Below are 24,810 nucleotides of genomic sequence, written 5' to 3' on the forward strand. Positions count from 1 at the left end.
GCCCAGCGGACGCCACCGCTGACACTCGGACCGGCTTGAATCAGGACTGATGTACTCCGTCCGGACCCCAGTCGCTGACGTCCGACCGGTGATCCGTCGTCAGGCAGGAAAGCCTAGCCGGGTATGTTCGAGTAAGGCCGTGTTGGCTCGGGCAGCTCCTTGTCGTCTGCATTCATTCCATTGCGGCAGGTCGGCTTTGGGGCAAAGGCTGCCCTCGGCGGCTCCGGCGACGGTTTCCCCTCAGCCCTCGGAAGCGGACGCTGCGAGCCTAAGAGGCGAAGTCAGCGGTGGGCCAAAAGCGGTCATCGGTGCGTTGACCGCATGGCGGGTGAAGACGTGCTAGGTCGTTACCGCACGGAACAGACGCCATTTGTCGGGAACGCCTTTGAGAATGTGGCGGCCGCGCTCCTCAAACGTCAATCCAGAGCCTGCCACGAGATCGCGAACCGTCTGTGAGACCAGAACTTCACCCGGGGCAGCTAGCGCGGCCACACGTGCACCAATATGCACGGCAATGCCAACAATATCGTGAGCGACGAATTCGCACTCGCCGGTATGCAAACCGCAACGGACCTTCAGATCGAGTGGGCGCACCGCGTCGCCGATTGCGCTTGCGCAACGCACAGCGCGCGCAGGGCCATCGAACGTGGCAAGGAAACCGTCGCCGGCGGTATTGACTTCGCGGCCGCGATACTGGCCGAGCACGCCCCGAGCTTTGGCATAGAACGCATCCAGCAGCACGCGCCAGGCGCCGTCGCCGAGAGCGGCCGCGCGCTCCGTCGATCCCGCAATGTCGACAAACAGCACAGTTGCAAGCACCCTGTCCGGCTCCGCTGCTTGCCGATGCCCGGTGACGAACTCTTCGACCTCATTGATAATTGCATCCTGATCGCCAGCCCAGACCATATGGTCCTGACCGCTGAGCTCAATCAGTTTGGCGCAAGGAATCTGCTGCGCCATGTAGCGCGCATGCTTCACGTCAATGACGCGCTCATCGGTGCGATGCAAAATCAAGGTCGGCACACGCGTCACGGGTAGGATGTCCCTGACATCGATCTCCCGGTTCATGCGCATGATCGACGATGCCGCGCCGGGGCTTGCCGAGGCCCTGAAGTAGGCGGCGGTTTGCTCAAGTGCCTGCTTATTGCCAGCGAGGCTAGGCGCCCACATCAGCAAACTCATCGCATCTGCCGAACCCCAATGGTGCTCAATGTCATCGAGGAAAGCGCTCCACTGCGCATCGGTCCACGCGAATGCGTAGTCAGGGGCCCACGAGCGTCGCGCATAAGTGCCACAAAGCACCAGAGCTGACGTGCGTTCGGGATACGTAGCTGCATAGAGCAGCGACATCGGACCGCCCTCGGACACGCCAAACAAGGTGGCCCGCTGAGAACCAACCTGGTCCAGCACCGCCTGCACGTCGTGCATCCGCTGTTCAAGCGTGAAGATTTGGGAACCGCGATCGGACATTCCGGTGCCGCGCTTGTCGAACGTGATGACCCGCGCAAACGTTGCAAGCTTGCGGAAAAAGGAAGCGCGTGCCGGCGATTGCCAGAGCGCTTCGACATTGGAGACAAAACCTGGGACGAACAGCAGGTCGCGCGGACCGTCGCCCATCACCTGATAGGCAATATGGACGTCGTCACTTTTGACATAGTGAGTGGCCGGGATGTCAGCCATGGTGGCCTACTGCGTGACAAACCGCGGGCGCGAGTGTCGCACCTCATTCCGCGTCAGGCTAGCGAAATTCGGTGGAGAATTTGGCTGCCGCCCACCCGTAAGTACCGGCGCGACTGGGGAACCAGGTGCGGCCGCGATGTGCGTTTCGGGTCAAACGCGACCGGTCCGGCCGATCTTGCTCACCAATGTGACACGATGGGCCATGAACGGACTCATGCACCGCAGCAAACAACAGCTCTATTCGATCACTTCATCTGCGCGGGCAAGCATCGACGGCAGCAAAGCTAGGCCGAGGGCCTTGGCGGTCCTCAAGTTTACGACGAAGTCGAACTTGGCCGGCTGCTCCACCGGAAGATTAGCGGGTTTTGCTCCACGCAAAATCCTGTCGACGTATTCGGCAGCGCGGCGATACAAATCCATAAAATTCGGCCCATAAGACATGAGGCCACCCGCTTCGACGTGCTCTCTGGCGTTGTAGATTGTTGGCAGTCGCGCTCCCATTGCTAAAGTCTGGATCCGATCGCGGTGGGTATTCACAAGCGGATCGGCAACTATATACAATGCCCCTGCACCACCTTTTAGCGCCTCAAAGGCAGACGGGATGTCCTCTGCTTGACGAATTGTGAGGATGTCGGTCTCAAGACCAAGCCTCGCCGCCGCCGCTTGCACTTCACTAAGCTCCAGTGCGGACAAGGAATTGCCAATGTTCCCAATAGCTGCCAAACGCCGAAGACTTGGAATGGCCTCGCGCAAAAGTTCTAGGCGCTTGCCGGCAAGATCGGTTGCTACCGTCGAGAGGCCCGTGACGTTGCCGCCAGGTTTCGCCAAACTCGCAACCAGTTTGTTTGCAACTGGGTCTCCCGCCACCGCGAACACGATCGGAATAACCGATGTTGCCTGCATCGCCGCGATGACGTTTGCGGTCCCCGAGGTTACAATGACATCGACTCTAAGCCGAACGAAATCCGTCGCAAATTTAGCGAAGCGTTCACTGTTTCCTTCGCCCCACGCATACTCAATCGCGACTGTTCGCCCCTCGATCCATCCGAGTTCACTCAGTCGCTTCAAGAATGCAGCAAGCCGTTGGCGCTCGACCGAAGGGGTGCTCTGACCCAAGAACCCGATGGTTGGCAATCGAGGGGATTGCTGCGCGCGGCCCGTTACCGGCCGCACGGCCACCAGACCAGCAAGAGCACCAAGCAAATCCCGGCGCCTCATACCTATCTCAACCGCAGACGACGGCATCATATGACTGAGGCCAGCGTTTTGGTAGGGATGAAACCGGCTTCGCCGCGGTCCGATGTCCGAGTTGGGTCAAAAGCGCCGGTTTGAAGGGCGCCGTGTCACTTCCGGTCTGCCCCGATCAGCAGACCATATCTGAGCCAAATCGAACTTCGCCATCGGGCCAAAGGCGGACATAGAGCTGAGAGATATCAGATAAAGCCTTCGATGTATTCTCGCACCGCGTTTGTGTCGCCAGCCGCGTTGAGAGTGCCAAAAAGCGACGGAGCCCAACGCCCTATGCTACCGCGCGACTTCCGTTGAGGAAGGGTGAGCGGACCTCCGGCAGATGCGGCGCAACTTCGCAGATGGGCCATCAGCCGACACGTCCGAGCGGAGAGATGTGGTCAAGTAAGCAGCCGCCTATCCGGCCAATGAGAGAGAGGCCTTGGCAATCGGAGGCGCTCGTTCAGCACGTGCCGCCGATCCTCGCGGGGCCCCAATCCTGAAAGTGCAAGTCGCCGCGATTGCCCAGCTTCTCGCTTCGTTAACCAGCGGCAAGAACCGGTGACAGTCTAAGGCTGCCTCTCGGGCAGCCTTCTGCCCTGAGCGATAGTTATTAGGCATACACGACCCCCGCCCAAGGTGCTGGTAATTGCGCTGCTAGTAAGAGAGGTCGTAAGCAAGGCTGTGATCTCCGGAGGTGTTACGGAGGCGAACCTGCCGCAGGATTTTAAAAACTCGCGCCGATCGTCTTCTTCTGGAGAGGACATTGCGGCTCCCATGGTCTTTTTTGAGAATATTTATGGGTCGATTAGATCGTTAAGCAGTTCAATCCAGAAATGTACCTATATCCTATGTTGTATCGGAGACCCTCCGCCGGCATTGAAATGTTCGCGAGGTCCGGTGCGGGTCACGGGCAAACTGCCCTGGGAGGCCAGCCACCGTCCGTTGTCGCCTTGCCAACTAAACCCGACCGCGCACACGGCGGCCAAAGAGCACAGCGTTATCGCAATCCAGCTGGCGAGCCTCGGCTGCCGCAGCATCGCGAAGCCGAGCAAGCAGCTCCGTTTTCATGTCCGGCAAGTCTCGGTCGCTGATCTCTCCTGAAAACACCTTGGCCAGCTCTCGACAGAGCGCGCTGATTGCCAGATTTTCCCGGTCGATCTCCATTCATTTTGAATGCGGAAAGCGGAAGATTGTTCATCAGGCTTGACAAACATTCTAGGGCCGCTTGAGGTCAAAAGCGCCGGTTTGAACCGTGACACTTCCGGTGTGCCCCGATCAGCGGACCATATCTGAGCCAAACCGAACTTCGCTATCGGGCCACAAGCTGCCGTGGCGCACCATGCCGCGATTGGTCAGCTAAGGGCCCAGAATCGGACATTCTATCTCGACCGTCTCAGCCCAGCGGCCCGCAAGGACCTGACTATTCGTCCTTGGTGCTGTAGTAACCGACACCACAAGTGAGCTTCCCTACCTTGGTGAAGTAGTCTTCTTTGTACACTTCTTTGCTGGCATTGGGCTTGGGCAGATAGTAGCCGATAACCTTAATCCGCTCCCAGCGCGCTTCGTTCAGCAGCTGGAGGCCAAACTCCTTGCCGGTCTTGTCCTTCAGCGCCGCAAGATCGCGGCCGATCAAGTCCGGCAGGCCGTGGGCGAGGATTTTGCCGTTCGCGTCCGCACAGTAGACGTAGAGGTCGCCGCGCCTGAACGCGGGATGGCCCCTATTGAACATTTCGAGCGCTGTCGCCTCATCCCCTTTCAAGGCCAAGACCGCAAGCTCAAGCATGTCTCGTGCTTCCAACGGTTCAGCCGCGATACCAGGTCCAATGCTCGCAATTGATGACATCGCTGCTAACGCGAAACGAGGGGCCGACGCCTTCATCGAGATCCCTCCCAAGACAGGATGTGTAAACCGTCGGCAGGAACGACGGTTCACGCTGGCTGCTCTCCTACTTCGGTTTTCTGTGCACAGCTTTCGAGTTGGTCTGCGCTCGTGGAAACGAGCGTTGACGACGCGCTGCGCTACCGGCGTCAATGCACCTATCCGCTAAATTACATCTTTTTCGCAAGTGCTGGAAGATCCAAAATGTCCGCTATGGGTCAAAACGCGAAGAACTCAGGTTGAGCAAATCTGGTCCGCTCCGCCGCGATGAGCGGAGCTCCGTGAGACCCAGCGCGACTTCGCAGATGTGCCAATTCCGGAAGTGGACTGTGCCTACTCGATCACCTCGTCGGCACAGTCGAGAAAGAATGCCGGAATCTCGATGCCGAGCAATTTCGCTGTCTTTAAGATTGTTGGTAAGCAAGCATTTGGTGGGCTGCTCCGGTCATTGAAAGTTTGCGGTTCACGGGTCAGGTCAACCACGCATCATAAGATGATCAGAACGAGAGTCGCCCCCGGCTTGGGTCCTCGTTGATTGAGCAGGCGCCGCGCTCAGCTCCCACCAATAGGCTATCGGGCATAAACGCTTCCACTACTCTGCACAGGACCGGGGCGGCGCCCCACGGCGGGGGGCGTCGCCCGACTGCTGTCAGATCGTCACGCGGCTGCCGTCGAAGCGCGTGAAGGAAAAGCCGTCGAAAGGTTCGCGGAGGGTCATGCGCTCGTCCCGCAGCATGCCGATAGCCACTTCTTCGCCGATCGCCATTGAGGCCGAAGCGTCGGAACGCCAGTGGATGCCCGCCCAATTCCGTCCGAAACCGAAATTCACCGCGAGCTTGTTCAACTCTCCACCAACCGTGAGTGGCGGGCCGTCATAGGGCATGAGCTTCGTCGGGTCAGCCGGATCGGGCTGTACCGGGTTGATGATGACGCGGCTCTCGTCGAAAAACGCCTTCAATATGGTAGCCGTAACGGCACCGACGCCCGTGGCACCGCCGGGATAGGTGGAGTGAAGGGGCGCGGCTTCCGGATAGGTTTGTGACAAGAGGTAGGTGCCGTATTTCGCTTTACTGCGATCGAGGGCTTCCGATTTCAGGAAGCTGTCATGCAACGGGTAGTCGCTCACGCCATTGGCGAGGCGATGGTGCGCCAGACCGCCATAGGCTTCCGGTCGCACGGCCCGGTGCACGAAATACTTCTGCCAGTAGGACGCGCGGACGGAGTTGCTGATCCCCGTGGTGAGTAGTGCCTGCACATAGGCCAATCCGAATGTGCCTCCTCCAGGGCCCTGTGTTTTCGATTTCCGATAGGGGCTAGACGGGTAGGATACGGGCTCCGTCACTGGATACATCCCGGAGTACCGTTGGTCCGTTCCGCCGCCGGGGGTTGCAAGCATCAGCGCTGCTGCCCACCCGAGTGCGGGACCAGCGCGGACATACTCCGCGAGATCTCTTCCTGTCGTGATGTATCGCGGTGTCGCCTCGAATTGCAACCGGCGTTTCGCCGCGGCGCCGTTCTGGATCGCCAGCCACTCTTCGTATTCGGTCAGGAATTCGCTCGCGGGCAACGCGGCGCGAATTTGAGCACTAATCCACTGTGCGGCATAGGGCACGTCCCGGAGCAGGAATTGCGAGATCAGCGGGCCGTCCAGAACGCCTGGAGGCGTGACGGAGCGGCCCTTCGGGTCAGCCGGGTCGAAGTAAAGCGCATTGGCACGAAACAGCGTACCGGGTGTGACCCGACCACCAGACTTCGGCCCGCGGAAATCCGCAAGCTTGTTGATTTCCTCGGTCGCTGCAAGCACGTCGCGGTTGGAGGTGTCGTCGCGCAACTCGGTAAGCGGAACATCACGAAGCAGGGATTGCCAGTATACCTCGACCGCCTCGCCGCCGCGCTCCGCACTTGCAAGGGTCGGCGCCGGCGGTAGCGCAATCTGAGTAGGGTTCATGCCGCTCAGGCTGACGGCCAGCGTGCCTACCGGATTGACCAGTTTGCGCGTGCCGCCGAGCGGGATTTTCTCGAAATCAGCGGGATCGCCCGACTGACAAGCAATATAGAAAGCCTGCCAAGCAGCTTGTTCCACTTCGCCGCGTTTGTCGTGCGGCAGGCCCCGCGTATCGGAACCGATCTTGTTGGTGTAGCGCGCCTCATCGCCGTTCGCCGGGTGGGGCGCGATGGGAATTTTCTCGTTATTGCTCGCGCAGGCCGCTCGGACTTCGAAGGCGCGGCGCTTGAGCGCCGCGTCGAGCGGTCGCGCCTCCGTGCCCACGCCCACGGTCTGCGCCGCGGCCGGGGCTACTCCGGACATACCCGGCGGAGACGCAAGCACGGCGGCGCCAACTGCGATGCCGGCCCCGCCGAGGAGCGAGCGGCGAGTGACCGCCGTGGTCGGCAGGGTCGGCGATGCCAGGTCATATTCAGTCGAAATAGTGGGGTGGTCAGCCATGGAGATCTCCTCCCTCGCAGGCACGCTCTGGGGCCCGCGTTTCAGATTCAAAGCATCCGGGCGCGCCTTGTGCGCACCCGCGTTGGAATGCGAATGCTGAAGGACCGGCGAAAAAGGAAGTCGGTTTTTCGAGTGCAATGCTGCCGATGGCACGACTGCTGTCCGTTCAGTCCCGCGAGGAATTCGGCATTCCCGCCTGCGACGACAGCTATTTAAAGAGTACACGATCTCGTGCGTCCGGAAAAGACGCCTGAATCTTTGGACGACTTCCGCTTAGGGTCACAATGCGAAGAACTCAGGTTGAGCAACTCTGGTCCGCTCTGGCTCAACGAGCGGACTTCCGACCGCCAAGGCGCAACTTCGCAGAAGGGCCATGAACGGACTCATGCGCCGCAGCAAACAACAGCTCTATTCGATCACTTCATCTGCGCGGGCAAGCATCGACGGCAGCAAAGCTAGGCCGAGGGCCTTGGCGGTCCTCAAGTTTACGACGAAGTCGAACTTGGCCGGCTGCTCCACCGGAAGATTAGCGGGTTTTGCTCCACGCAAAATCCTGTCGACGTATTCGGCAGCGCGGCGATACAAATCCGTAAAATTCGGCCCATAAGACATGAGGCCACCCGCTTCGACGTGCTCTCTGGCGTTATAGATTGTTGGCAGTCGCGCTCCCATTGCTAAAGTCTGGATCCGATCGCGGTGGGTATTCACAAGCGGATCGGCAACTATATACAATGCCCCTGCACCACCTTTTAGCGCCTCGAAGGCAGACGGGATGTCCTCTGCTTGACGAATTGTGAGGATGTCGGTCTCAAGACCAAGCCTCGCCGCCGCCGCTTGCACTTCACTAAGCTCCAGTGCAGACAAGGAATTGCCAATGTTCCCAATAGCTGCCAAACGCCGAAGACTTGGAATGGCCTCGCGCAAAAGTTCTAGGCGCTTGCCGGCAAGATCGGTTGCTACCGTCGAGAGGCCCGTGACGTTGCCGCCAGGTTTCGCCAAACTCGCAACCAGTTTGTTTGCAACTGGGTCTCCCGCCACCGCGAACACGATCGGAATAACCGATGTTGCCTGCATCGCCGCGATAACGTTTGCGGTCCCCGAGGTTACAATGACATCGACTCTAAGCCGAACGAAATCCGTCGCAAATTTAGCGAAGCGTTCACTGTTTCCTTCGCCCCACGCATACTCAATCGCGACTGTTCGCCCCTCGATCCATCCGAGTTCACTCAGTCGCTTCAAGAATGCAGCAAGCCGTTGGCGCTCGACCGAAGGGGTGCTCTGACCCAAGAACCCGATGGTTGGCAATCGAGGGGATTGCTGCGCGCGGCCCGTTACCGGCCGCACGGCCACCAGACCAGCAAGAGCACCAAGCAAATCCCGGCGCCTCATACCTACCTCAACCGCAGACGACGGCATCATATGACTGAGGCCAGCGTTTTGGTAGGGATGAAACCGGCTTCGCCGCGGTCCGATGTCCGAGTTGGGTCAAAAGCTGCCCTGCGCACTTCAAGAGGCCTCTCCGCTCAGCTTTCGAAAGCAGACCATGCGAGGCCAATCCCCGTGGCGCATTTCCGCGCTCAGATCGCGATGCGAACTCGCGGGAAGCAAGGAATGTGGGCACCGTCACTGGACGCTGAATACCGGATGTTGACCCGCGCGACGGTGCTCGCCAAGACAACCAGCCTCCATTCGGAGTGCTGGTGTCAACGCGCAGGCCAAAGCCGCTCGCTCAGGCGGCGCTGACAGTCTCGAGCTCAGCCGCCAGGAACTGTCTCTCAAACGCCTCGGCGGGCATCGGACGGCCGAAGAAATAGCCCTGCCCTTCCTCGCATCCCATGCTGACCAGGAAGTCGGCCGTTGCGCGGTTCTCGATGCCTTCGGCGACGACGGTGAGACCGAGCTGCTTGCTGAGGCCGATGGTCGACCCGACGATGGCGGCGTCGTCGGAATTCGACAGAAGACCGAAGACGAACGACCGGTCGATCTTGAGGCCGTCGAGCGGAAACTTCTTGAGATAGCTCAGGCTCGCATAACCGGTGCCGAAATCATCGAACAGGATCCGGACGCCGAGCTCCTGAATTCGCTTGAACATTTCAAGCACGCGGCGCTCGTCATGCAGCAGGATGTCTTCGGTGACTTCGATCTCGAGCAGCGACGGCGCCAGCCCGGTCTCTTCGAGCAGCGCTGCAACGGAATGCGCGAGGTCGCCGGACTGAAGCTGCGAGGGTGAGAGGTTGATCGCGACGCGCACATCGCTGCCGGACAATTCCCAAGCCCGCGCCTGGCGGCAGGCGGTCTCCATCACCCAGTTCGCGATCCGCTCCGACAGCGCAGAGGTGTTGACAACAGGCATGAATTCGGCCGGCGAGACGTAGCCGCGCACCGGATGCCGCCAGCGGATCAGCGCTTCGGCTCCGACCAGGCTGCCGTCGATCAGACGAACTTGCGGCTGGTAGAACAACTCGAATTCGCTGCGATCGGCGGCAAGCGCCAGCTCGCCCTCCAGCCTCAAGCGGTTCTCGAGCTCCTGCCGGATCGCGGCTTCGAATACGACGTGGCCGCCGCGCCTGGTCGCCTTGGCTTTCGTCAGCGCGAGATGGCCGTTGCTCAGGAGGTCATCGGCGTTGCTCCCGCCTTCAGGATAGACGGCGACGCCAACGCTGATCTTGACCCGGTGCTGGCGCGTGCCGGTTGCGAGAGGGGCTTCGAACGCGCGCGCGATTCGCTCGGTCACCGCCGCGACCGGCTCGGTGATCTCTGCGCAATCGATCGCGATGGCAAATTCGTCCCCGCTGAGCCGGGCGACGATCGCCTTCCCACCGACCTCGCTCCGGAGCCGCTCGGCGACCGCGCGCAGCACCAGATCGCCGGCGGAGTGCCCTAGCATGTTATTGATCTCTTGGAAGCCGTCGAGCCCGAGCACGAGCAACGCGACGCTCGAAGACGGTCGCTCCGCCGCGGCGATCAGATCGGTCAGGCCCACATGCAGCATGTTCCGGTTGGCCAGCCCCGTCAGCGCGTCATGTTCGGCGAGATATCGAATGCGTTCGGCTTCACGTTTGCGCACGGAGATATCGCGCAGGATGGCACCATATTGAAAGCCGTCCGTTCCCTGCCAGCCCGAAAAGCTCGCCTCGACCGGGAAGGTTTCGCCGTTCTTGCGCCGGCCTTCGAACTCGACGACGACGGCGCCGCCCGGAACCAGGAGCGCCTGGCGCGCGGCGTCGTGCATGGACGGTCTTGCACCGGCGTGTGCCGGCAAAGCGCACAGCGTTTCGAACGGGCGGCCGATGATCTCGGCCGGCATGTAGCCGAAGATCGCGCTGGCGCCGGGATTCCAGACCGTGATGCGGTGATCCTCGTCGGTGCAGACCAGCCCGTCGCCGAGCGACATCGCGATGCGATGAAAGCGGCTCTCGGCGATGCGTCCGAGCAGGCTGCGGAAGTCGATTTCGTCGAGCGCAATCGCGGTCAGGTAAGCGACGATGGCGATGTGGAACAGCGACGTATCGATGACCAGGGGCCATCTTGCCTGCACAAGGATTGCGGCCAGCTCGACCACCGCCCCGGCTGCGATCAGGATTGCGACGCGAAGTCCTGGCGCGATACGGCGCCACGAATACAGCATCAGCAGGCAGATTGCGCCCAGTCCGACCACCATGCCGACATCGGAGGTCCAGCGCAGGGTCCGGTTCTGAAGGATCGATTCAGCGGCGAGCGCCTGGAGGACTGGCCCCGAGATGATACTGCCGTTGGGAACGCTGAAACGGTCGCCGAGCTCGAGCGCCGTGGCGCCAATGATGACCTTCTTGCCTTTCAGCTTGTCGAGCGTGGCGCTATCGCCGCGCAGCACGTCGACATAGGAGACGGCGGGAATGGAGGGTGCGCGAATGCTGAAATCGATTAGAAAGGGCGGTCGCCGATTGGCGTCCTGTCCCGCCAGCACGACGGCCATCGAAGGCATGAAAGCATCGCCGAGCTTCTCGCCGAACGGATAGCGGCGAACCAGCCCGTCGGATTCGATTGCGACATTGACGAGAGCCGGCCACGACTGGTTGCTGAACGACTTCAGCGGCCGGTTGACATGGGCCGGGCCGCCCCTCGGTGTCGGCTGCTTGAAGGATGGCAGGATCGTCGAACCGCCGGCGTCTCGCAATGCCTTGGCGAAGGCCGCGTCGGAGGCGGGATCCGACGGCGTGCTGAAATCGACATCGAAGGCAACCTCCTGCGCGCCTGCCGCTTCCAGCCTTTGCAGCATTTCGGCATGGAGACGCCGCGGCCAGGGCCACACCCCGATCTGGTCGATCGACGGCGCATCGATACCAACCACGACGATGTCGCCGGTGGCCGCACGCGTTTGCCACTTGAATCGAAGATCGGTGAGCGCATTGCGAAGCGCAGCGTGCCAGCCCGTGGACAACACCACCGCGAGCGCGATCACGACAAGAATATGCGGCCGATAGCGTTTCACCCGAGCCTCCCCCCACACCCGCCCCGACGGACGCGTCCACCTAGAGTTCAGCGTCTGCCGTGCCCATTGCTGCCATTTCCGTGGCCGTGGCCGTTGTTGCCTCTGCCATTGCCGGTGGCGCCGTTGTCGGCATGGCTGCTGTTACCGTGACCGTTGTTGCCGCCGTTACCGCTATTGTTTTGATTGCCGCCGTTGCCGCTGTTGCCGCCGTTGCCGTTGTTGTTACCCGAATTACCGTTGCCACCGTCCTTTCCGTTGTTTGCTCGCGGGGCATCGCTGGATGCGCCGGCCGTCGTTGCGGCGATCGTGGCGTTCGCGCTGGCGGCACCGCTGCTTGCCGCACCGTTGGATGCAGCCGGGCTCGTCTTGCCATCGTTCCAGACCGTCTGACTGTCGCCCCTGGCATTCGCGTTACGTGCCTGCCCCGGCGGAACGCCGCCGTGCGCAAGGCCGCGCGTCGCCTTGTGGACGTTCAGCTTGACCTCTCCCAGCGCGGCCGAAATGCGCACGGCTCCTGCCTTGGGGGCATGCCCCCCGGCCGCCTGCCCCAAGGCCTTGGGTGCGCCGGCCGCCTTGCTTCCCTTGTCGATGGGGCCGAGCGCATGGATGGCATGGCCATTGGCCGCATGGCGCGGCGCCGACAGGCCCGACTTCGGCACTGGGACACGCTCGGTCGTGGGTGCGCGGGGCTTGCCCTGCTCGATCGGATTGAGCGTCCCCGCACCGCTGAGGCTGAGACCGGGCTTGCCGTGTTCGAAGACGGTGGCCGCTTGTCCGGGCATCACTTGCGCAATCTGTCCCGTCTTGAGATCGGAGACTTCGACCTGGCCGCGGAGCACGCCGACCTTGGTGCTGCCGGCACCGACCGTGACGCTGAACTGCGTTCCCTTGACCACGGCGGCGAGATAGGGCGTCTCGACCTCGAAATGCTTGACGTTGCGCTTCTCGACCTCGAGCAGGATCGAACCCGCCTGCTGGATGATGGTGGTCGACAGGCCGTCCTTCTTCTCGGCCGGCAGGCCCACCACCGAATTGGGAGAGATCAGGATCGTTTCCTCGCCGCGGACGAGGAGAACGCGCCCGTTGCGACCGGTGCGAATGGTATCGCCAGGTTTCAGCGTTCCTTCTGGCGTCAACGACACCTGCTGGGCGCCGCTCGTCGCAAGCCAGACCTCGCCCGAGGATTTGCTGACCGACCACACACCGTCGTCCGCCGCGAATGCGCTGGAAGCCGTTCCCAGGATCAGCGCCGCCGCCAGGGCGCGCCGCATTCCAACTCTGCCGAACATGATGATCCTCAGCCCGCGTTTACAGCCAAGCCTGAGGGGTATCCGAAATCACTCAAGATAGGATTATCGGAAAGCGGCCAGCGGAGCGGCCGGATTAACCAATCGTTGACCATAAAAACCTATGAAAAATCATGCGGCTAACGAACCCTTACCGCCCCGTGGCAGATCCTCCGTCGAACTACGGAGACAAAGTCGACGCGCGCGGTGAGAAGCGGCATCTCCTTACCGCATTGGTATCGGCGGCAGTAATTTTCGCGGCGACTCCAGCGGCACTCGCTCAACAGGCGAACCAGCCGGGCTTCGACCCGCGCCAGCCCGAGAAATATTTTGATAACCAGACCGAGCAGGAATCGCTCGGCCGGCCGCCGGTCCGGTTGCCGAGCGTCGGACAGCCCACGACGGGCGGCGATACCAAGCCGCAATTCGTGCTGCGCGGCGTCAGCGTCGGCGGCGCCCATGCGGTTTCCCCTGATCGCATCGCCGCTGTCTACCAGCCTTATCTCGGCCGGAAGGTCTCGCAGGCGGATCTGGCCGCGATCGCAGGCGCCATCAGCGACCTCTACCGCGAAGCCGGCTTTCATCTGAGCCGCGCCATCGTGCCACCACAAGACATCGCCGACGGCCGTGTCCGGATTCAGGTCCTGGAAGGTGCGATCGTGCAGGCCGAGTTGAAGGGCGACGGTGCAGAGCGGTTCGGCATAAGGCCGATGCTGGCGCCGGTTCTGACCGAACATCCTTCGCGACTGGCAACGCTCGAACGCCAGCTCTTCCTGATCAATGGCAGGCCGGGCGTCCGGATCACCGACACTGCGCTGGAGGAGATCGGCGGTACGACGGGCCGCTTCCGCCTGACCATCTACTTGAAAACCTGGCACGTCTTCTCCTCGTTCGGCCTCGACAATCTCGGATCCTCGTCGGTCGGTCCCTGGCAAACCTACGCCACCGGCGCGTTCAACTCCTACCTCACGCCCGGCGATGCATTGGCGGTCAACCTGTCGACCATTGCCAACGACCCCCGCCAACTCGGCTTCGCACGGCTGTCGTACGATGCGCCCGTCGGCGTCGACGGTGTCCGCCTGGGTGCTTCCGTGCTGTACAGCGCGGTAAGGCCGGGCGATATGCGCCGGCTCGATAGCGACATCACCACGACCCAGGCGTTCGAGCTGCGTGCCAGCATGGTCCCGTTGCAGTCGCAATCCTCCACGCTCACGCTGACCGCCGCCACGACCTTCAGCAATGTGTCCGAGCATGATCTTTACGGGCCCTGGTACAACGACCACATCAGGACGGCGAGCCTGACCGCCGACTACCGGCTGTTGGATCCTTTTGGCGGCACCAATTTTGCGACTCTGACCTACCGTCAGGGGCTCGACGTTTTTGGCGCCTCACATTTCGAGGACAATCTGTTGTCACGCGACGGAGCCTCCTCGAACTTCTCGGTCCTGAACCTCTGGTTCACGCGCTACCAGACACTCAACGATGTCTGGTCGCTCAAGCTCGCTGCCGCGAGCCAGACGGCGTCGCGCCCGCTGTTCACTTCGCAACAATTCTATCTCGGCGGCGCGGCCTTCGGCCGTGGCTATGGCGCAGCCGAGATCAGCGGCGACAACGGCCTTGCCGGCTCGCTCGAGCTGCGCTTCGACCAGAAGCTCAATTTCCGCTATTGGACCGGCTACCAGCTCTATGCCTTTGGCGACGCTGGCGCAGTCTGGAACCACGGTTATCGCCTGAGCGACGGGCTGTCGCTGACATCGGCCGGAGCCGGTGTGCGCTTCTTCCTGCCGGACGACCTCCAGGCCGATTTCGGCGTCGCCGTCCCCTTAAGCTACCGGGCGCCGGACAACGAGCGTCGCAGCCCACGCTTTCTTTTCACGCTGTCGAGCGCGTTCCGGCTCTGCCCCGAACGCGGCCGGGCGAGCTGTCTCTAGCCGCCCGGTCCTTCGGGCGGGATGTCGCATCCTGACAGCTTTTCCCCGCGGCCATCCTTCGAGACTCCCGCTTGAGGCGGGCTCCTCAGAATGAGGCCGGAGTGCGCGGCCGGAGTTTCCACGGGCACAGACGCTGATGAGCCTCATCGTGAGGAGACGCTCGACCGCTTCCTGCGTGACAGCGCCAGCAGCGCGCTCACGCCTGCGGATACGAAGAGCCCAATGATCATGAACCCGGGCGACTATTGGCCGGGACGCTTTGCGGCAGATCAAGGCGGCTCCGACACGGCACGCTAAGAAACCACATGCTGTCGGAGAGACACGTGTCGCACTATACCGGAAGTCTTGGTACGAAAAGCCTTGTTCCGAAGGGCCTGCCCGCGGCGAGGGTGCCGGCATTCATGCGGCATCTCTATCGTTCGACCCGCAGGCTGCTGCGCTCGATCGTCGCTCGCATCGATCTCTCGCAATTTCCAGGATCCTGCTGCGGATGAGCGCGGCAGCCGCAAGCGAATGCAGAAAGATTGCCCTATGCTCCGACATGTGAGACGGATTTTCCTGCTGCTTGGCCTCGTCTCTGGCTTCGGCTCGTCGTCCGCTCTCGGTGCTGATGCCGGTCACGGCGCCGAACTCGCCAGGCGCTGGTGCGCGAGCTGCCATGTCGTGGCGAACGGACAGGCTCAGGCGAGCGCCGACGTCCCTTCCTTTGCGTCAGTCGCGCGCAGGCCGGATTTCAGTGCGGAAAGGCTCGCATTCTTCCTGCTCGATCCGCACCCGAAGATGCCGAAATTCCCCTGAGCCGAACCGAAGCCGGCGATATCGCGGCCTACATCGCATCGCTGCGTTAGATGCCTGATCGGCCGCCGAAGGCCGCGCTCGCGCAAACCGAGCGGCGCGCTTTTCCGAAGGTCATACTTCAGCAATAGTCTGAGCTTCATCCCGGATGGTCACGCCGGGCTGCACGAAGGCTGCAAATGCAAATCCCTGCCGGTGGACCGGCAGGGATCAGCAGAAAGGATGACAGACGGCGAATGAGATCATTCGGTGGCCCATCATGGACCTGCACCGGTATCGAAGCGCGGATCTTCACGTCATACAAGATCAATTTGTGGGCACGCTGTACACAGACCGAAAATCAGGACTTGCCCTTGCCGGGTTGCATGAGACTGCCGGTCATCTGACGCATGTGATCTCCGGCGCTGGTGAACTGACTGCGGAGGAAATCGGATTGGATTCGCATCGCCTCCTGGAGGTCGGTGGCATGCACCAGCTTGCGCGCATGCTCGAAGGCCGACTTCATGTTCTGCTCCGTGAAAGCCAACGCCTGCTTCGACACCTCTGTCCCCGCCCCCGGAACGGACGACATCGATTTGGTCGCCGCTTCAAAGAACATGCCGAAGGCCTTTTCGGCCTGGTCGATGGTCTTCTCGGCCAAATCACGCAGTTCGGCCGGAACTTCGATTTTCGGTTCGATCATGGTCTCACTCCTCCCTTTTTCCGTCTGAATACCACATTTGCCTGACCGCCATCCAGCCGCCAGCGCTCCGGCGAACGATGCCGGGGAGCCTGCTCTGGCAGGAAAATGGGCAGGATGGGCGCGCGGCCGGGCTCTAGGATAAGGGGTGCTCGGGAAGAGCTTCGTCGGTGGCGAGATCTTCGACCAGCTTGATCACCTCGAAGCGCTGTCGCGGCGCGAGCTTCAGGAAGGCCCGGAGCAGGCGCAGACTTTCCACGGTGCTGCCTGCAGGCACACCGAGCTTGAGATGCAGCTCAGCCGCGAAATTGAGGTTTTTCATCTCGCACCTATGACAAGCATCGGTCGTGATCCGCTCGAGAACCGAACGCCGCAACAGAACTATGGCGACGAACGTTCGGCCGAAGGGACCCGCCGGGTTGCAGGCTGAACCGCGTCCAAACGACGGCCTCCATCTGGTTGCAACTATGCCAAGCAACAACCCATCCGGCAAGCCCAACCGTGGGTATAGCGATGCTTGGTCTGCATCGCGCCACAGCGTTTCCGGATAACAGGAATATCGATCGCCGTCACCCACCTGCGTCAAGAAGCGTCATCAATCACGCGCACAGCCCCTCTTGCTGTCAATCAACACGGGGTTTCGTCGTGTTTCCGATGTCAAATGCACGTTAGCGCGCACGAATTGGCGATTCTTCAGCAAGATACACGCATTTGTTGAATCCGTCCCGGCGGTTGCATTAAGCGCGTGAAAGTCGATCTCGCGGCCGGTCCACCGTGAACCGCCGTCCTCGCGCGAGCGACCAAGCCGTTGCGGCACGGCCACGCAGACACGGGCGCCATGGCTGAAAACTCTTCGATTTGGGCGCGCCTCAGCACCAAAAGGACGACGGCATGCTTTCTCGCTGCGATCTCATCAAGGGCGCCGCAATCGCGCTTCTCACCCTCTCGACACAAGGCGCATGGGCGCAGGAGACCAAGATGAACCTGTTCAAGATCGTCACCGTCAAGGACGAAATCGTCGTCGGACTGTCGGCGCAGGAGCTTCAGGCGCTCGGCGGCAATGATGCGAGCGCCGTCGCACACGCGCTGGCACAGAAGGGCGATCTCACCGTCTGGCAATACAACGTGCATCGTGGCCCCAACGGCGAATTACAGCAGGCACCGACAGCCAAGATCGGGCTGCTGGCCCATGCCTCGCTGCGCGTCGAGCCCTACACCACGCCTTACCAGATCGTCCCTCACCCGTAAGCAATGGGCGGGACGCCGGCGGCCGAGACCGCCGGCGCTCCGCAATCATCCACGTCGGCCCCCGCGCGCCGTTCCCGTCTCCGTCGCGAAGCCGTAGATCAGCGCCAGCCGGTCCAGGCATTCGCGGAAACGCCGCGCGAAGTAATCGTTCCAGCGTTGCGTGCGGACGGCACGACGCTGCCCAACCTGATCCATGGTCAGACCCAGCACCAGCACGTCGTGCACCAGCGCGGCGCCGTCGGTGCCGAGCTCTCGTTCGATCCTGTTGAGCCGCAGCACCGCCTGGCGCTGGCTTTCGGTGACGACCTCACGCGTGCCCGTCCCATCGACATATTCGCGCGTCGTATCCACCGCCTGCGGGCCGCGCTCCGCCCGCTCCCAATCGTTCTGGAAGGCGCGGCCGCCGCGGTACTGCGCCTCGTCGATCTGATGGTGCGCGTGCAGCCGGCCAAGCGGATCGCCGCGGACCGACCGGATCGCCAGGATCTTCTCGCCGGAACCGAGCGCGAGCGGATTGTCGACTTCCACCTCCGCGATCTCGGCGTTGAACGGCACCTCCCGCGACCGCCGGTCGTAGATCTGCGCCAATTTGTAGGACTTGTTGCGTCGGGCACGAGCCACTCGGATCTCCTTGCAAGACTGAGAGTTGAACGGAGGGCGGCACCGTCAGAGCGCCGAGACCAGCTTCAGCACGACCGGGCCTGCGGCACGGGCCGCCGACGCAGCCTCGGAACGGCGCGTCAGACGGCCATGCGGCGCGCAATAGCTCGAGCCCGGCTGGCGCGGGTGGCCGCAGAAGGTGATCTCCTCACCGTCCTTGTCGCCGCCATAGGGATAGCGGCAGTCGGCCGGCTCGAGCTCGACCAATTGGATCAGGCGCGGCTGGATGCCGACACAGCGCAACTTCACCCGCGCCGCAGGCTTCATGGCGGACTTCGGCGGCAGATTGAGGCTCGGCCACGCCACCCGGCGCGGCGAAAGCAGGCTGGGTTCACCCGGCAAGGGCGGCGCGAGCGCCGGGCTCGTCATCCATTGCGGCACGATGAGCCCGAGCCGCTTGGCGCGGCCGACCACCGCGCTGCGCGTATAAGCCGTTCCAAACCTTGCGTTTATCTGTCTTCCGATCTCCGCATAAGACATGCCTTTGTGAAAATAGTCGCGAAGCGCGTCGGAGTGCTCCGACGGCCAATGGCCCGGTTCCATGCTGCTGTCCTGTGATGCGCCTCCACCCGGGAGGCGAGACGCACATTCCGTTATTCCGAATACAGAAGTCAAGCCGTATTTCTGATATTCATAATTGCATCAATTCCGAATTTCGGATTACAAGAGGCGAGACGGTGCGCAATCGAGGGAATCACCATGTTGGACGTAGCAATGATCGAGCGGGGCCTGGAGAAGACGGGCAAGAGCAAGGGCGGCCTGGCTGCGGCCATGGGCGTGCGGCCCGGCGCGGTCTCGGAGATTCTCGGCGGCGAGCGCCTGGTGAAGGCCTCGGAGATCATTCCGATCATGGAATATCTCGAGCTCAATCTCGCGCCGATCATGGGGCGCGTCGGAGCCGGCGCCGTGATCGAGCCGGACTACGAACAGGTTCCGCCGGAAGGTCTCGGCGACGTCGCGTTGCCCTTCCCGATCATGGAAGAGACGATCGCATTCGAGATCGTGGGCGATTCGATGCTGCCCAAATACGAAAGCGGCGACGTGATCGTCGTCTACAAGGACCAGCGCCACCCGCTGTCGAGCTTCTACGGCGAAGAGGCAGTGGTCCGCCTCAAGACCGGCGAGCGCTATCTGAAGACCATCGAGCGGGGCAAATCTCCCTCAGTGGTCAACCTCACGAGCTTCAATGCCAAGCCGATCGTCGGCGTCAAGCTTGACTGGGTCGGGGAGATCTGCCTGTCCATGCCCAAGGGACAGCTTGAGCGGCTGCGCGCGAAGTCGGCGCGGCCGCGCAAGAAGGGCAAATGAGGGCTGCCACTTCTGATTAAAAGAAATCACACTTGACATAGTTCCGATTTTCGGAAATAATCTGCCGCGTCCCGACCATGGGGCGCGGCAGGGTCGTTTCATGCAATACTTCGTCGTGATGATCGATTATGGACGGCGGGGCCGCGAGGCGGTCGTCGATCCCGAAATCACCCGGCGCGAGGTCATTTCCCGCCTCGCCTCGGGTGAGTATCGGAACGTCTCGTTCATCCACGAGATCGTGGAGAACTCGGTCGAAGATGTCACCGCGGCCATCCTGGCCGAGGCGGCCCTCCCACAGATCGAGCCCGAGGACGTCGATCTCCAGGCAATCCGCCTCGACCACATCCACGACCTGCGCAAGCACGAGAGGACGTGACTCAGGCCTAGAGCATGATCCAGACCTGAAGGGCCGCGTTAGCGCAAAGTGTGCAGCGGTTTTCCGAAACGATCATGATCAATCAACAGCCTAAAGCGCGATGACGTGACGATTCATCCTAATCGCATCGCGCTTTAGAGCTCGCGCCACCGTCCCGTTGGGCATTACACCAGGAGAACGGTCGATCCCGTGGTCTTGCGTGCCGCAAGATCGGCATGCGCCTTGGCGGCGTCCTTTAGCGGGTAGGTCTGGTGCACCTCGATCTTGACCGCGCCGGACTTGACGACGTCGAACAGCTCATTCGCCATCGCCACCAGATTTTCGCGCTTGGCGGCGTAGGTAAACAGCGTCGGACGCGTGACGTAGAGCGAGCCCTTCTGGGCGAGCAGGCCAAGATTAAGCGGCTCCACCGCGCCGGAGGACTGGCCGAACAGCGCGGCGACGCCGAGCGGGGCGAGGCAATCCAGCGATTTCAGGAACGTGTCCTTGCCGACGGAGTCGTAAACCACTGGCACTTTCTTGCCGCCGGTGATCTCGTCGACCCGCTTCACGAAATCTTCCCTTGTATAGATGATGACATGGTCGCAGCCATGCGCCTTGGCGAGCTTCGCCTTCTCGTCGTTGCTGACGGTGCCGATCACGGTCGCGCCGAGATGCTTGGCCCACTGGCTCAAGATCAGGCCGACACCGCCGGCGGCCGCATGCAGCAGGATGGTATCGCCGGCTTTCACCCGATAGGTCTGGCGGATCAGATATTGCGTGGTGAGCCCCTTGAGCATCATCGCCGCCGCCGTCTTGTCGTCGACGCCGTCGGGCAATTTCAACAGCCGGTCGGCGGGGATCAGCCGCGCCTCCGCATACGCCCCGAGCGGCGAGGCGCCATAAGCGACGCGATCGCCCGGCTTCAGATCGCTGACGCCAGGCCCGACCTCTTCGACGACGCCAGCCGCCTCGCTGCCGAGCCCGCTCGGCAGTTGCGCCGGATAGAGGCCGGAACGGTTATAGATGTCGACGAAATTGAGGCCGACCGCGGTGTGGCGGATGCGCGCCTCGCCGGGCCCAGGTTTGCCGACGCTGACCTCCTCCCAGACCAGGACTTCCGGACCGCCGGTTTTGTGAAAGCGAATGGCATGCGTCATGGGCGTGCTCCTTTATCGTTGAAATGAAAGTTCGAACACCGGATCGGCCTGTGAAATAGGCATTTGGTCCGCCCGTTACAGTATAGAAGCCGTAACAAGAATGTCACAGCGAACCACAAACAGCCGCCGTTCCGCCTCCGTTCGAAAGAGTTGATGAGGGCCCCGCGGCGACCCGCAGTAGCCTTGCGCGGGGTTTGATGGTCGCCTGCGAAGGAGAGCCGAGATGCCAGCTTACGTTCAGCATCATCAGGACGTCGAAATCGCGCCAGTGAATTGCCCTACCTGTATGGGGTTCCTGCCGATGTATGTGCGCGAGGTCGAGCCGCATTGGAGCCTAGCCAAGATCGACTTCGTCTATGAATGCGCCGATTGCGGCGCCGAGCTGAGGCAGACGATCCGCAAGCCGGAGCTGCTGCGGCACTGATCGCGCCAACAGCGAAGCGCTCAACTATTTGCGCTTAGCGGAAAAACGCCGTTCACGCGGGTCAGATGTCTCCCAAACGTGGCTTGTTCTTTGCCTGGAACGCAGGCAGAACAAGCCTCAAGCAAGACCTTTGGGAGCGCCCTTTCGTGGCTGATCAGAAGGCCTCGACCTCGATCGAGGCAGTGGAGAGCGGCCTCGCCGCGCAGGGCTACATCGCGAGCCGGCAGATCGCGACTGCCGTCTATTTGTCGCAGCAGATCGAGAAGCCGATCCTGGTCGAGGGCCCCGCGGGCGTCGGCAAGACCGAGCTCGCCAAGGCGATCGCGGCTTGGCGCGGCATGAAGATGATCCGCCTGCAATGCTATGAGGGCCTCGACGAGGCCAAGGCGCTCTACGAGTGGAAATACGCCAAGCAGCTTCTCTACACGCAGATCCTCAAGGACAAGCTCGGCGAGGTTCTCGGCGGCGCGCAGACGCTGCATGCCGCGCTCGACCAGCTCCACGATTTCGGCGACGTGTTCTTCTCCAAGGAATTCGTCGAGCCGCGGCCGCTGCTCCAGGCGCTTGAGCAGCCGGGCGGCTGCGTGCTCCTGATCGACGAGATCGACAAGTCGGACGCCGAATTCGAATCGCTGCTGCTGGAAATCCTGTCCGACTTCCAGGTCACGATCCCCGAGCTCGGAACCGTTTCGGCGATCACGCCGCCGACGGTGATCCTCACCTCCAACAGCGAGCGCGACCTCGGCGATGCCCTGAAGCGACGCTGCCTGCATCTGCATATCGGCTTTCCCGAGCAGCGGCTCGAGGAGCGCATCGTCGAAAGCCGTGTGCCCGGCATCTCGCAGACGCTGCGCCGGCAGATGGTCGGCTTCATCCACGAGATCCGCTCGCTGGATCTGAAGAAGCTGCCCTCGGTCAGCGAGACCATCGACTGGGCGCGTGTGCTGGTACTGCTCCAGGCTTCCGAACTCGATACTGAGATCGTCAAGGACACGCTCAACGTGCTCCTGAAATACGAAGCCGACATCGAGGCCGCGACGCCGCAGGTGACGACCTTCATTGCCAAGGCGGCCCGGTCCAACGTCTTCGGTTGACGCCGATGCGCGAAAATCTCCATCGCTTCTTTCGGGCGGCACGCGGGGCTGGCGTTCACGTCTCGCCGGCCGAAAGCATCGATGCGATGCGCGCCGTCGCGCAGGTCGGCATCTCCGACCGCGCCGTGCTACGCGATGCGCTGCTGCTGACGCTCGCCAAGTCGCAGGACGAGAAGCTCGCGCTCGGCGACTGCTTTGATCTGTTCTTCAGCCAGCCGGAGCCGCGACAGGAGCAGCCTGAGGCTGCCGGCGAAGACGATGCTGCGCAAGGCGAGGATCAGCCGCCCTCCGCCGGCTCGGCGAGCGAGGCGGGCGAAGGTCAGCCTTCCCAGGGCCTGGGTCCCTTGGCGCAGATGCTATTGTCGCAGGATCGCAACGCGATCGCTGCCGCGATTGCCAGCGCCTCCGGCGCGGCCTCCCTGTCCGACATCCGCTACTCCACCCAGCGCGGCATATTCTCCAGCCGCATCCTCGACGCCATGGGCCTCCAGCGCCTGCGCGACGATCTCGACCAACTGACCGCGACCAACCCGTCGCTGGCCGAGCGCCTGCGCGCCGCGCTCGATGCCTTGCGCGAAGCCGTGCGCGATACGGTCTCGCAAGGGCTCGCACTCTATGCCCGCGAGGAGGCCGAGAACCTCCGCAACGAGATCCTGCGCAACGCGCCGCTTGCCCGCATCGAGCGGCGCCAGGTCGCCGAGATGCGTGCCCTCATCCGCCAGATCGCACGCCGGCTGCGCGAGCGCTATTCCAAGCCGCGCAAGCGCCAGCGCCGCGGCCATCTCGACGTTCGCCGCACGCTCCGCCGCAACGCAGCCTGGGGCGGCGTGCCCTTCCTCACGGCATGGAAGCGCAAGCATCGCGACAGGCCGAAGATCGTCGCGCTGTGCGACGTCTCGGGCTCCGTTGCGCAAGTCTCGGACTTCTTCCTGCTGCTGATCCACTCGCTGCACGAGGTGGTCGACGACGTCCGCTCCTTCGCCTTCTCTTCGCACCTGATCGAGGTCAGCGAGATCCTGGAGACGAAGTCGCCGGAGGAGGCGATGTCCGAGATCATGTCCAAGGTCGGTTTCGGCTCGTCGGATTACGGCGCCTCGCTGGTCGATTTCGAGAAGGAGTTCATGAGCGCGCTGACGCCGCAGACCACGGTGATCGTGCTCGGCGATGCCCGCAGCAACAATCTCGACCCACGCGCCGACATTTTGCGCCGGATCTCCGAGCGTTCGAAGCGGTTGGTCTGGCTCAATCCCGAGGGGCGGCTCGCCTGGGGCTTTGGCGATTCCGAGATGCCGCGCTACGCAACCTTTTGCAGCGTCGTGCGCCAATGCGCCACCGCGCAACAGCTCGAACGCGCTGTTTCCGATATTGTGGCGACTTATCAATAAGCAATAACAGCCGCCTCCGTCAGGCGGCGTTCAGCTCGGCCTGATTGCATTCCCGAAAGTGACGCGCGATTTCGTCGAGCGCGCGCTGCTCCCATTCTTCTGCCTGCGCCAGCCAGAACGGCCGGCGCTTCGAATCGAGCGCCGCGCGCTCTCGGCAAAGGAATTCCTGCCTGCGAATTTCCACCAGCCTGTTCATGCACTCCACTCCGGCCGTGTGAAGCCATTCCCCGCAGGCCAAGGTAACAGAGTCCTCAATCTCCCGCCTCATCATTTCTGTGCATATCGCGACGCCAAATAGGACAGTGATGCTTGCCGTGCACTGCGGCAGCTCGCATCGCAACATCAAGTGCGGATCATCAATTAGTGATCGGAGAACGTGACGGTAGTCGTGCACTAACGACGTTAACTCTTGTGGCGCAACGAAGTGCCGCAATTTGTGAAGAGATGTTCTAAACAGCTGACCGAATTCCCGACTCATTGTCGTCGCATGGTCTTCATGCGGCGCCGCTAACAGGGGCACGCGAACCGGACGATCGGCTGAGGCACCATGAGCAACGATTTCGAGTTTGATCTATCGACCGACCAGTGGGAAGCGCTAAAGGCGCTTCGCAACCCGGTGTCGAACGGTCGCCTCGCGAAGGCCTATCTCGTCGAAAGCCTCGCCAAGCTCGGCCTCGTTGTCATGAATGACGGCGTGCCTGCGATAACATCCACAGGACGCAAGGTGCTGGTGCGCGGCTCATGCCGGCTGCTCGATCTCGTGGCGTGACGAGATCGCC

General features: G+C 62.1%; 23 protein-coding genes and 1 pseudogene. 9 read left to right on the forward strand and 15 right to left on the reverse strand.

Translation table 11 applies throughout. The features are described 5' to 3' along the window. Positions 1-339: 339 nt before the first annotated feature. The 8 genes from N2605_RS24110 to N2605_RS24145 all read right to left on the reverse strand — a co-directional run bounded on the left by N2605_RS24110 (position 340) and on the right by N2605_RS24145 (position 12,995). Positions 340-1,680, reverse strand: a complete 1,341-nt coding sequence (locus N2605_RS24110) for an adenylate/guanylate cyclase domain-containing protein (RefSeq protein WP_036007665.1) — start codon at positions 1,678-1,680, stop codon at positions 340-342. Between the two features lie 237 nt (positions 1,681-1,917). Beyond that, the gene (locus N2605_RS24115; RefSeq protein ID WP_260343354.1) at positions 1,918-2,898 is read right to left on the reverse strand and encodes an ABC transporter substrate-binding protein; all 981 of its coding nucleotides are present in this window, start codon (positions 2,896-2,898) and stop codon (positions 1,918-1,920) included. 969 nt (positions 2,899-3,867) lie between these two features. Next, positions 3,868-4,074 (reverse strand): hypothetical protein, encoded by a 207-nt coding sequence (locus tag N2605_RS24120; RefSeq protein ID WP_225172380.1) that lies wholly within the window; start codon positions 4,072-4,074, stop codon positions 3,868-3,870. 256 nt (positions 4,075-4,330) lie between these two features. Next, complete coding sequence (locus tag N2605_RS24125; protein WP_260343355.1) at positions 4,331-4,789, reverse strand: cache domain-containing protein; 459 nt, start codon at positions 4,787-4,789, stop codon at positions 4,331-4,333. A gap of 649 nt (positions 4,790-5,438) precedes the next feature. Further along, the gene (locus tag N2605_RS24130) at positions 5,439-7,235 is read right to left on the reverse strand and encodes a vanadium-dependent haloperoxidase (RefSeq protein ID WP_109145698.1); all 1,797 of its coding nucleotides are present in this window, start codon (positions 7,233-7,235) and stop codon (positions 5,439-5,441) included. 408 nt (positions 7,236-7,643) lie between these two features. Further along, a complete protein-coding gene (locus tag N2605_RS24135) occupies positions 7,644-8,624 on the reverse strand; it encodes an ABC transporter substrate-binding protein (RefSeq protein WP_225150506.1) in 981 nt (326 codons plus the stop codon). 340 nt (positions 8,625-8,964) lie between these two features. Continuing rightward, entirely contained in the window at positions 8,965-11,706 is a 2,742-nt protein-coding gene (locus N2605_RS24140; protein WP_036007668.1) for an EAL domain-containing protein, read from the reverse strand. A 47-nt stretch (positions 11,707-11,753) separates the two neighbouring features. Beyond that, a complete protein-coding gene (locus N2605_RS24145; protein ID WP_260343356.1) occupies positions 11,754-12,995 on the reverse strand; it encodes a FecR family protein in 1,242 nt (413 codons plus the stop codon). A gap of 131 nt (positions 12,996-13,126) precedes the next feature. Between N2605_RS24145 and N2605_RS24150 the strand changes: the two genes are divergently transcribed. After that, positions 13,127-14,923 (forward strand): ShlB/FhaC/HecB family hemolysin secretion/activation protein, encoded by a 1,797-nt coding sequence (locus N2605_RS24150; RefSeq protein ID WP_260343357.1) that lies wholly within the window; start codon positions 13,127-13,129, stop codon positions 14,921-14,923. Between the two features lie 143 nt (positions 14,924-15,066). Here N2605_RS24150 and N2605_RS36470 read toward each other — a convergent pair whose 3' ends face one another. After that, complete coding sequence (locus N2605_RS36470) at positions 15,067-15,153, reverse strand: hypothetical protein (RefSeq protein ID WP_368736791.1); 87 nt, start codon at positions 15,151-15,153, stop codon at positions 15,067-15,069. Positions 15,154-15,454: 301 nt separating this feature from the next. Between N2605_RS36470 and N2605_RS24155 the strand changes: the two are divergent. Beyond that, positions 15,455-15,771: pseudogene (locus N2605_RS24155) on the forward strand (c-type cytochrome). A gap of 287 nt (positions 15,772-16,058) precedes the next feature. Here the strand turns inward: N2605_RS24155 and N2605_RS24160 are convergent. Together N2605_RS24160 and N2605_RS24165 are read right to left on the reverse strand one after the other, a co-directional pair. Continuing rightward, positions 16,059-16,400 carry a phasin gene (locus tag N2605_RS24160; protein WP_036007681.1) on the reverse strand — a complete coding sequence of 114 codons (342 nt, stop codon included), beginning with the start codon at positions 16,398-16,400 and terminating at the stop codon, positions 16,059-16,061. 133 nt (positions 16,401-16,533) lie between these two features. After that, complete coding sequence (locus tag N2605_RS24165; RefSeq protein WP_036007684.1) at positions 16,534-16,719, reverse strand: hypothetical protein; 186 nt, start codon at positions 16,717-16,719, stop codon at positions 16,534-16,536. A gap of 569 nt (positions 16,720-17,288) precedes the next feature. Between N2605_RS24165 and N2605_RS24170 the strand changes: the two genes are divergently transcribed. Continuing rightward, entirely contained in the window at positions 17,289-17,645 is a 357-nt protein-coding gene (locus N2605_RS24170) for a hypothetical protein (RefSeq protein ID WP_036007687.1), read from the forward strand. Positions 17,646-17,690: 45 nt separating this feature from the next. Here the strand turns inward: N2605_RS24170 and N2605_RS24175 are convergent, their stop codons facing one another. Continuing rightward, a complete protein-coding gene (locus tag N2605_RS24175; RefSeq protein WP_225142695.1) occupies positions 17,691-18,266 on the reverse strand; it encodes a hypothetical protein in 576 nt (191 codons plus the stop codon). Between the two features lie 45 nt (positions 18,267-18,311). Beyond that, complete coding sequence (locus N2605_RS24180) at positions 18,312-18,848, reverse strand: GcrA family cell cycle regulator (RefSeq protein WP_157283862.1); 537 nt, start codon at positions 18,846-18,848, stop codon at positions 18,312-18,314. 156 nt (positions 18,849-19,004) lie between these two features. Between N2605_RS24180 and N2605_RS24185 the strand changes: the two genes are divergently transcribed. Both N2605_RS24185 and N2605_RS24190 read left to right on the forward strand, forming a co-directional pair. Next, complete coding sequence (locus N2605_RS24185; protein ID WP_036045323.1) at positions 19,005-19,613, forward strand: S24 family peptidase; 609 nt, start codon at positions 19,005-19,007, stop codon at positions 19,611-19,613. Between the two features lie 100 nt (positions 19,614-19,713). Next, positions 19,714-19,989, forward strand: a complete 276-nt coding sequence (locus N2605_RS24190) for a hypothetical protein (RefSeq protein ID WP_036007697.1) — start codon at positions 19,714-19,716, stop codon at positions 19,987-19,989. Between the two features lie 164 nt (positions 19,990-20,153). On the opposite strand, the gene N2605_RS24195 is transcribed toward N2605_RS24190, so the two are convergent. Then, positions 20,154-21,128, reverse strand: coding sequence for a quinone oxidoreductase family protein (locus tag N2605_RS24195; protein WP_036007700.1), 975 nt, complete (start codon positions 21,126-21,128; stop codon positions 20,154-20,156). A 223-nt stretch (positions 21,129-21,351) separates the two neighbouring features. Here N2605_RS24195 and N2605_RS24200 point away from each other — a divergent pair, with 223 nt between their 5' ends. The 3 genes from N2605_RS24200 (at position 21,352) to N2605_RS24210 (ending at position 24,031) form a co-directional block, all read left to right on the forward strand. After that, complete coding sequence (locus N2605_RS24200) at positions 21,352-21,552, forward strand: hypothetical protein (RefSeq protein ID WP_036007702.1); 201 nt, start codon at positions 21,352-21,354, stop codon at positions 21,550-21,552. A gap of 146 nt (positions 21,553-21,698) precedes the next feature. After that, on the forward strand, positions 21,699-22,646 hold the full coding sequence (locus N2605_RS24205) for an AAA family ATPase (protein WP_036007771.1): 948 nt from the start codon (positions 21,699-21,701) through the stop codon (positions 22,644-22,646). A gap of 5 nt (positions 22,647-22,651) precedes the next feature. Continuing rightward, positions 22,652-24,031 carry a vWA domain-containing protein gene (locus N2605_RS24210; protein ID WP_036007773.1) on the forward strand — a complete coding sequence of 460 codons (1,380 nt, stop codon included), beginning with the start codon at positions 22,652-22,654 and terminating at the stop codon, positions 24,029-24,031. A 19-nt stretch (positions 24,032-24,050) separates the two neighbouring features. On the opposite strand, the gene N2605_RS24215 is transcribed toward N2605_RS24210, so the two are convergent. After that, entirely contained in the window at positions 24,051-24,227 is a 177-nt protein-coding gene (locus tag N2605_RS24215) for a hypothetical protein (RefSeq protein WP_167361687.1), read from the reverse strand. Between the two features lie 351 nt (positions 24,228-24,578). Between N2605_RS24215 and N2605_RS24220 the strand changes: the two genes are divergently transcribed. Then, positions 24,579-24,800, forward strand: coding sequence for a hypothetical protein (locus tag N2605_RS24220; RefSeq protein ID WP_036007707.1), 222 nt, complete (start codon positions 24,579-24,581; stop codon positions 24,798-24,800). The last annotated feature ends 10 nt before the right edge of the window (positions 24,801-24,810 follow it).

The organism is Bradyrhizobium yuanmingense, assembly GCF_025200905.1.
GTDB classification, from domain to species: domain Bacteria; phylum Pseudomonadota; class Alphaproteobacteria; order Rhizobiales; family Xanthobacteraceae; genus Bradyrhizobium; species Bradyrhizobium yuanmingense.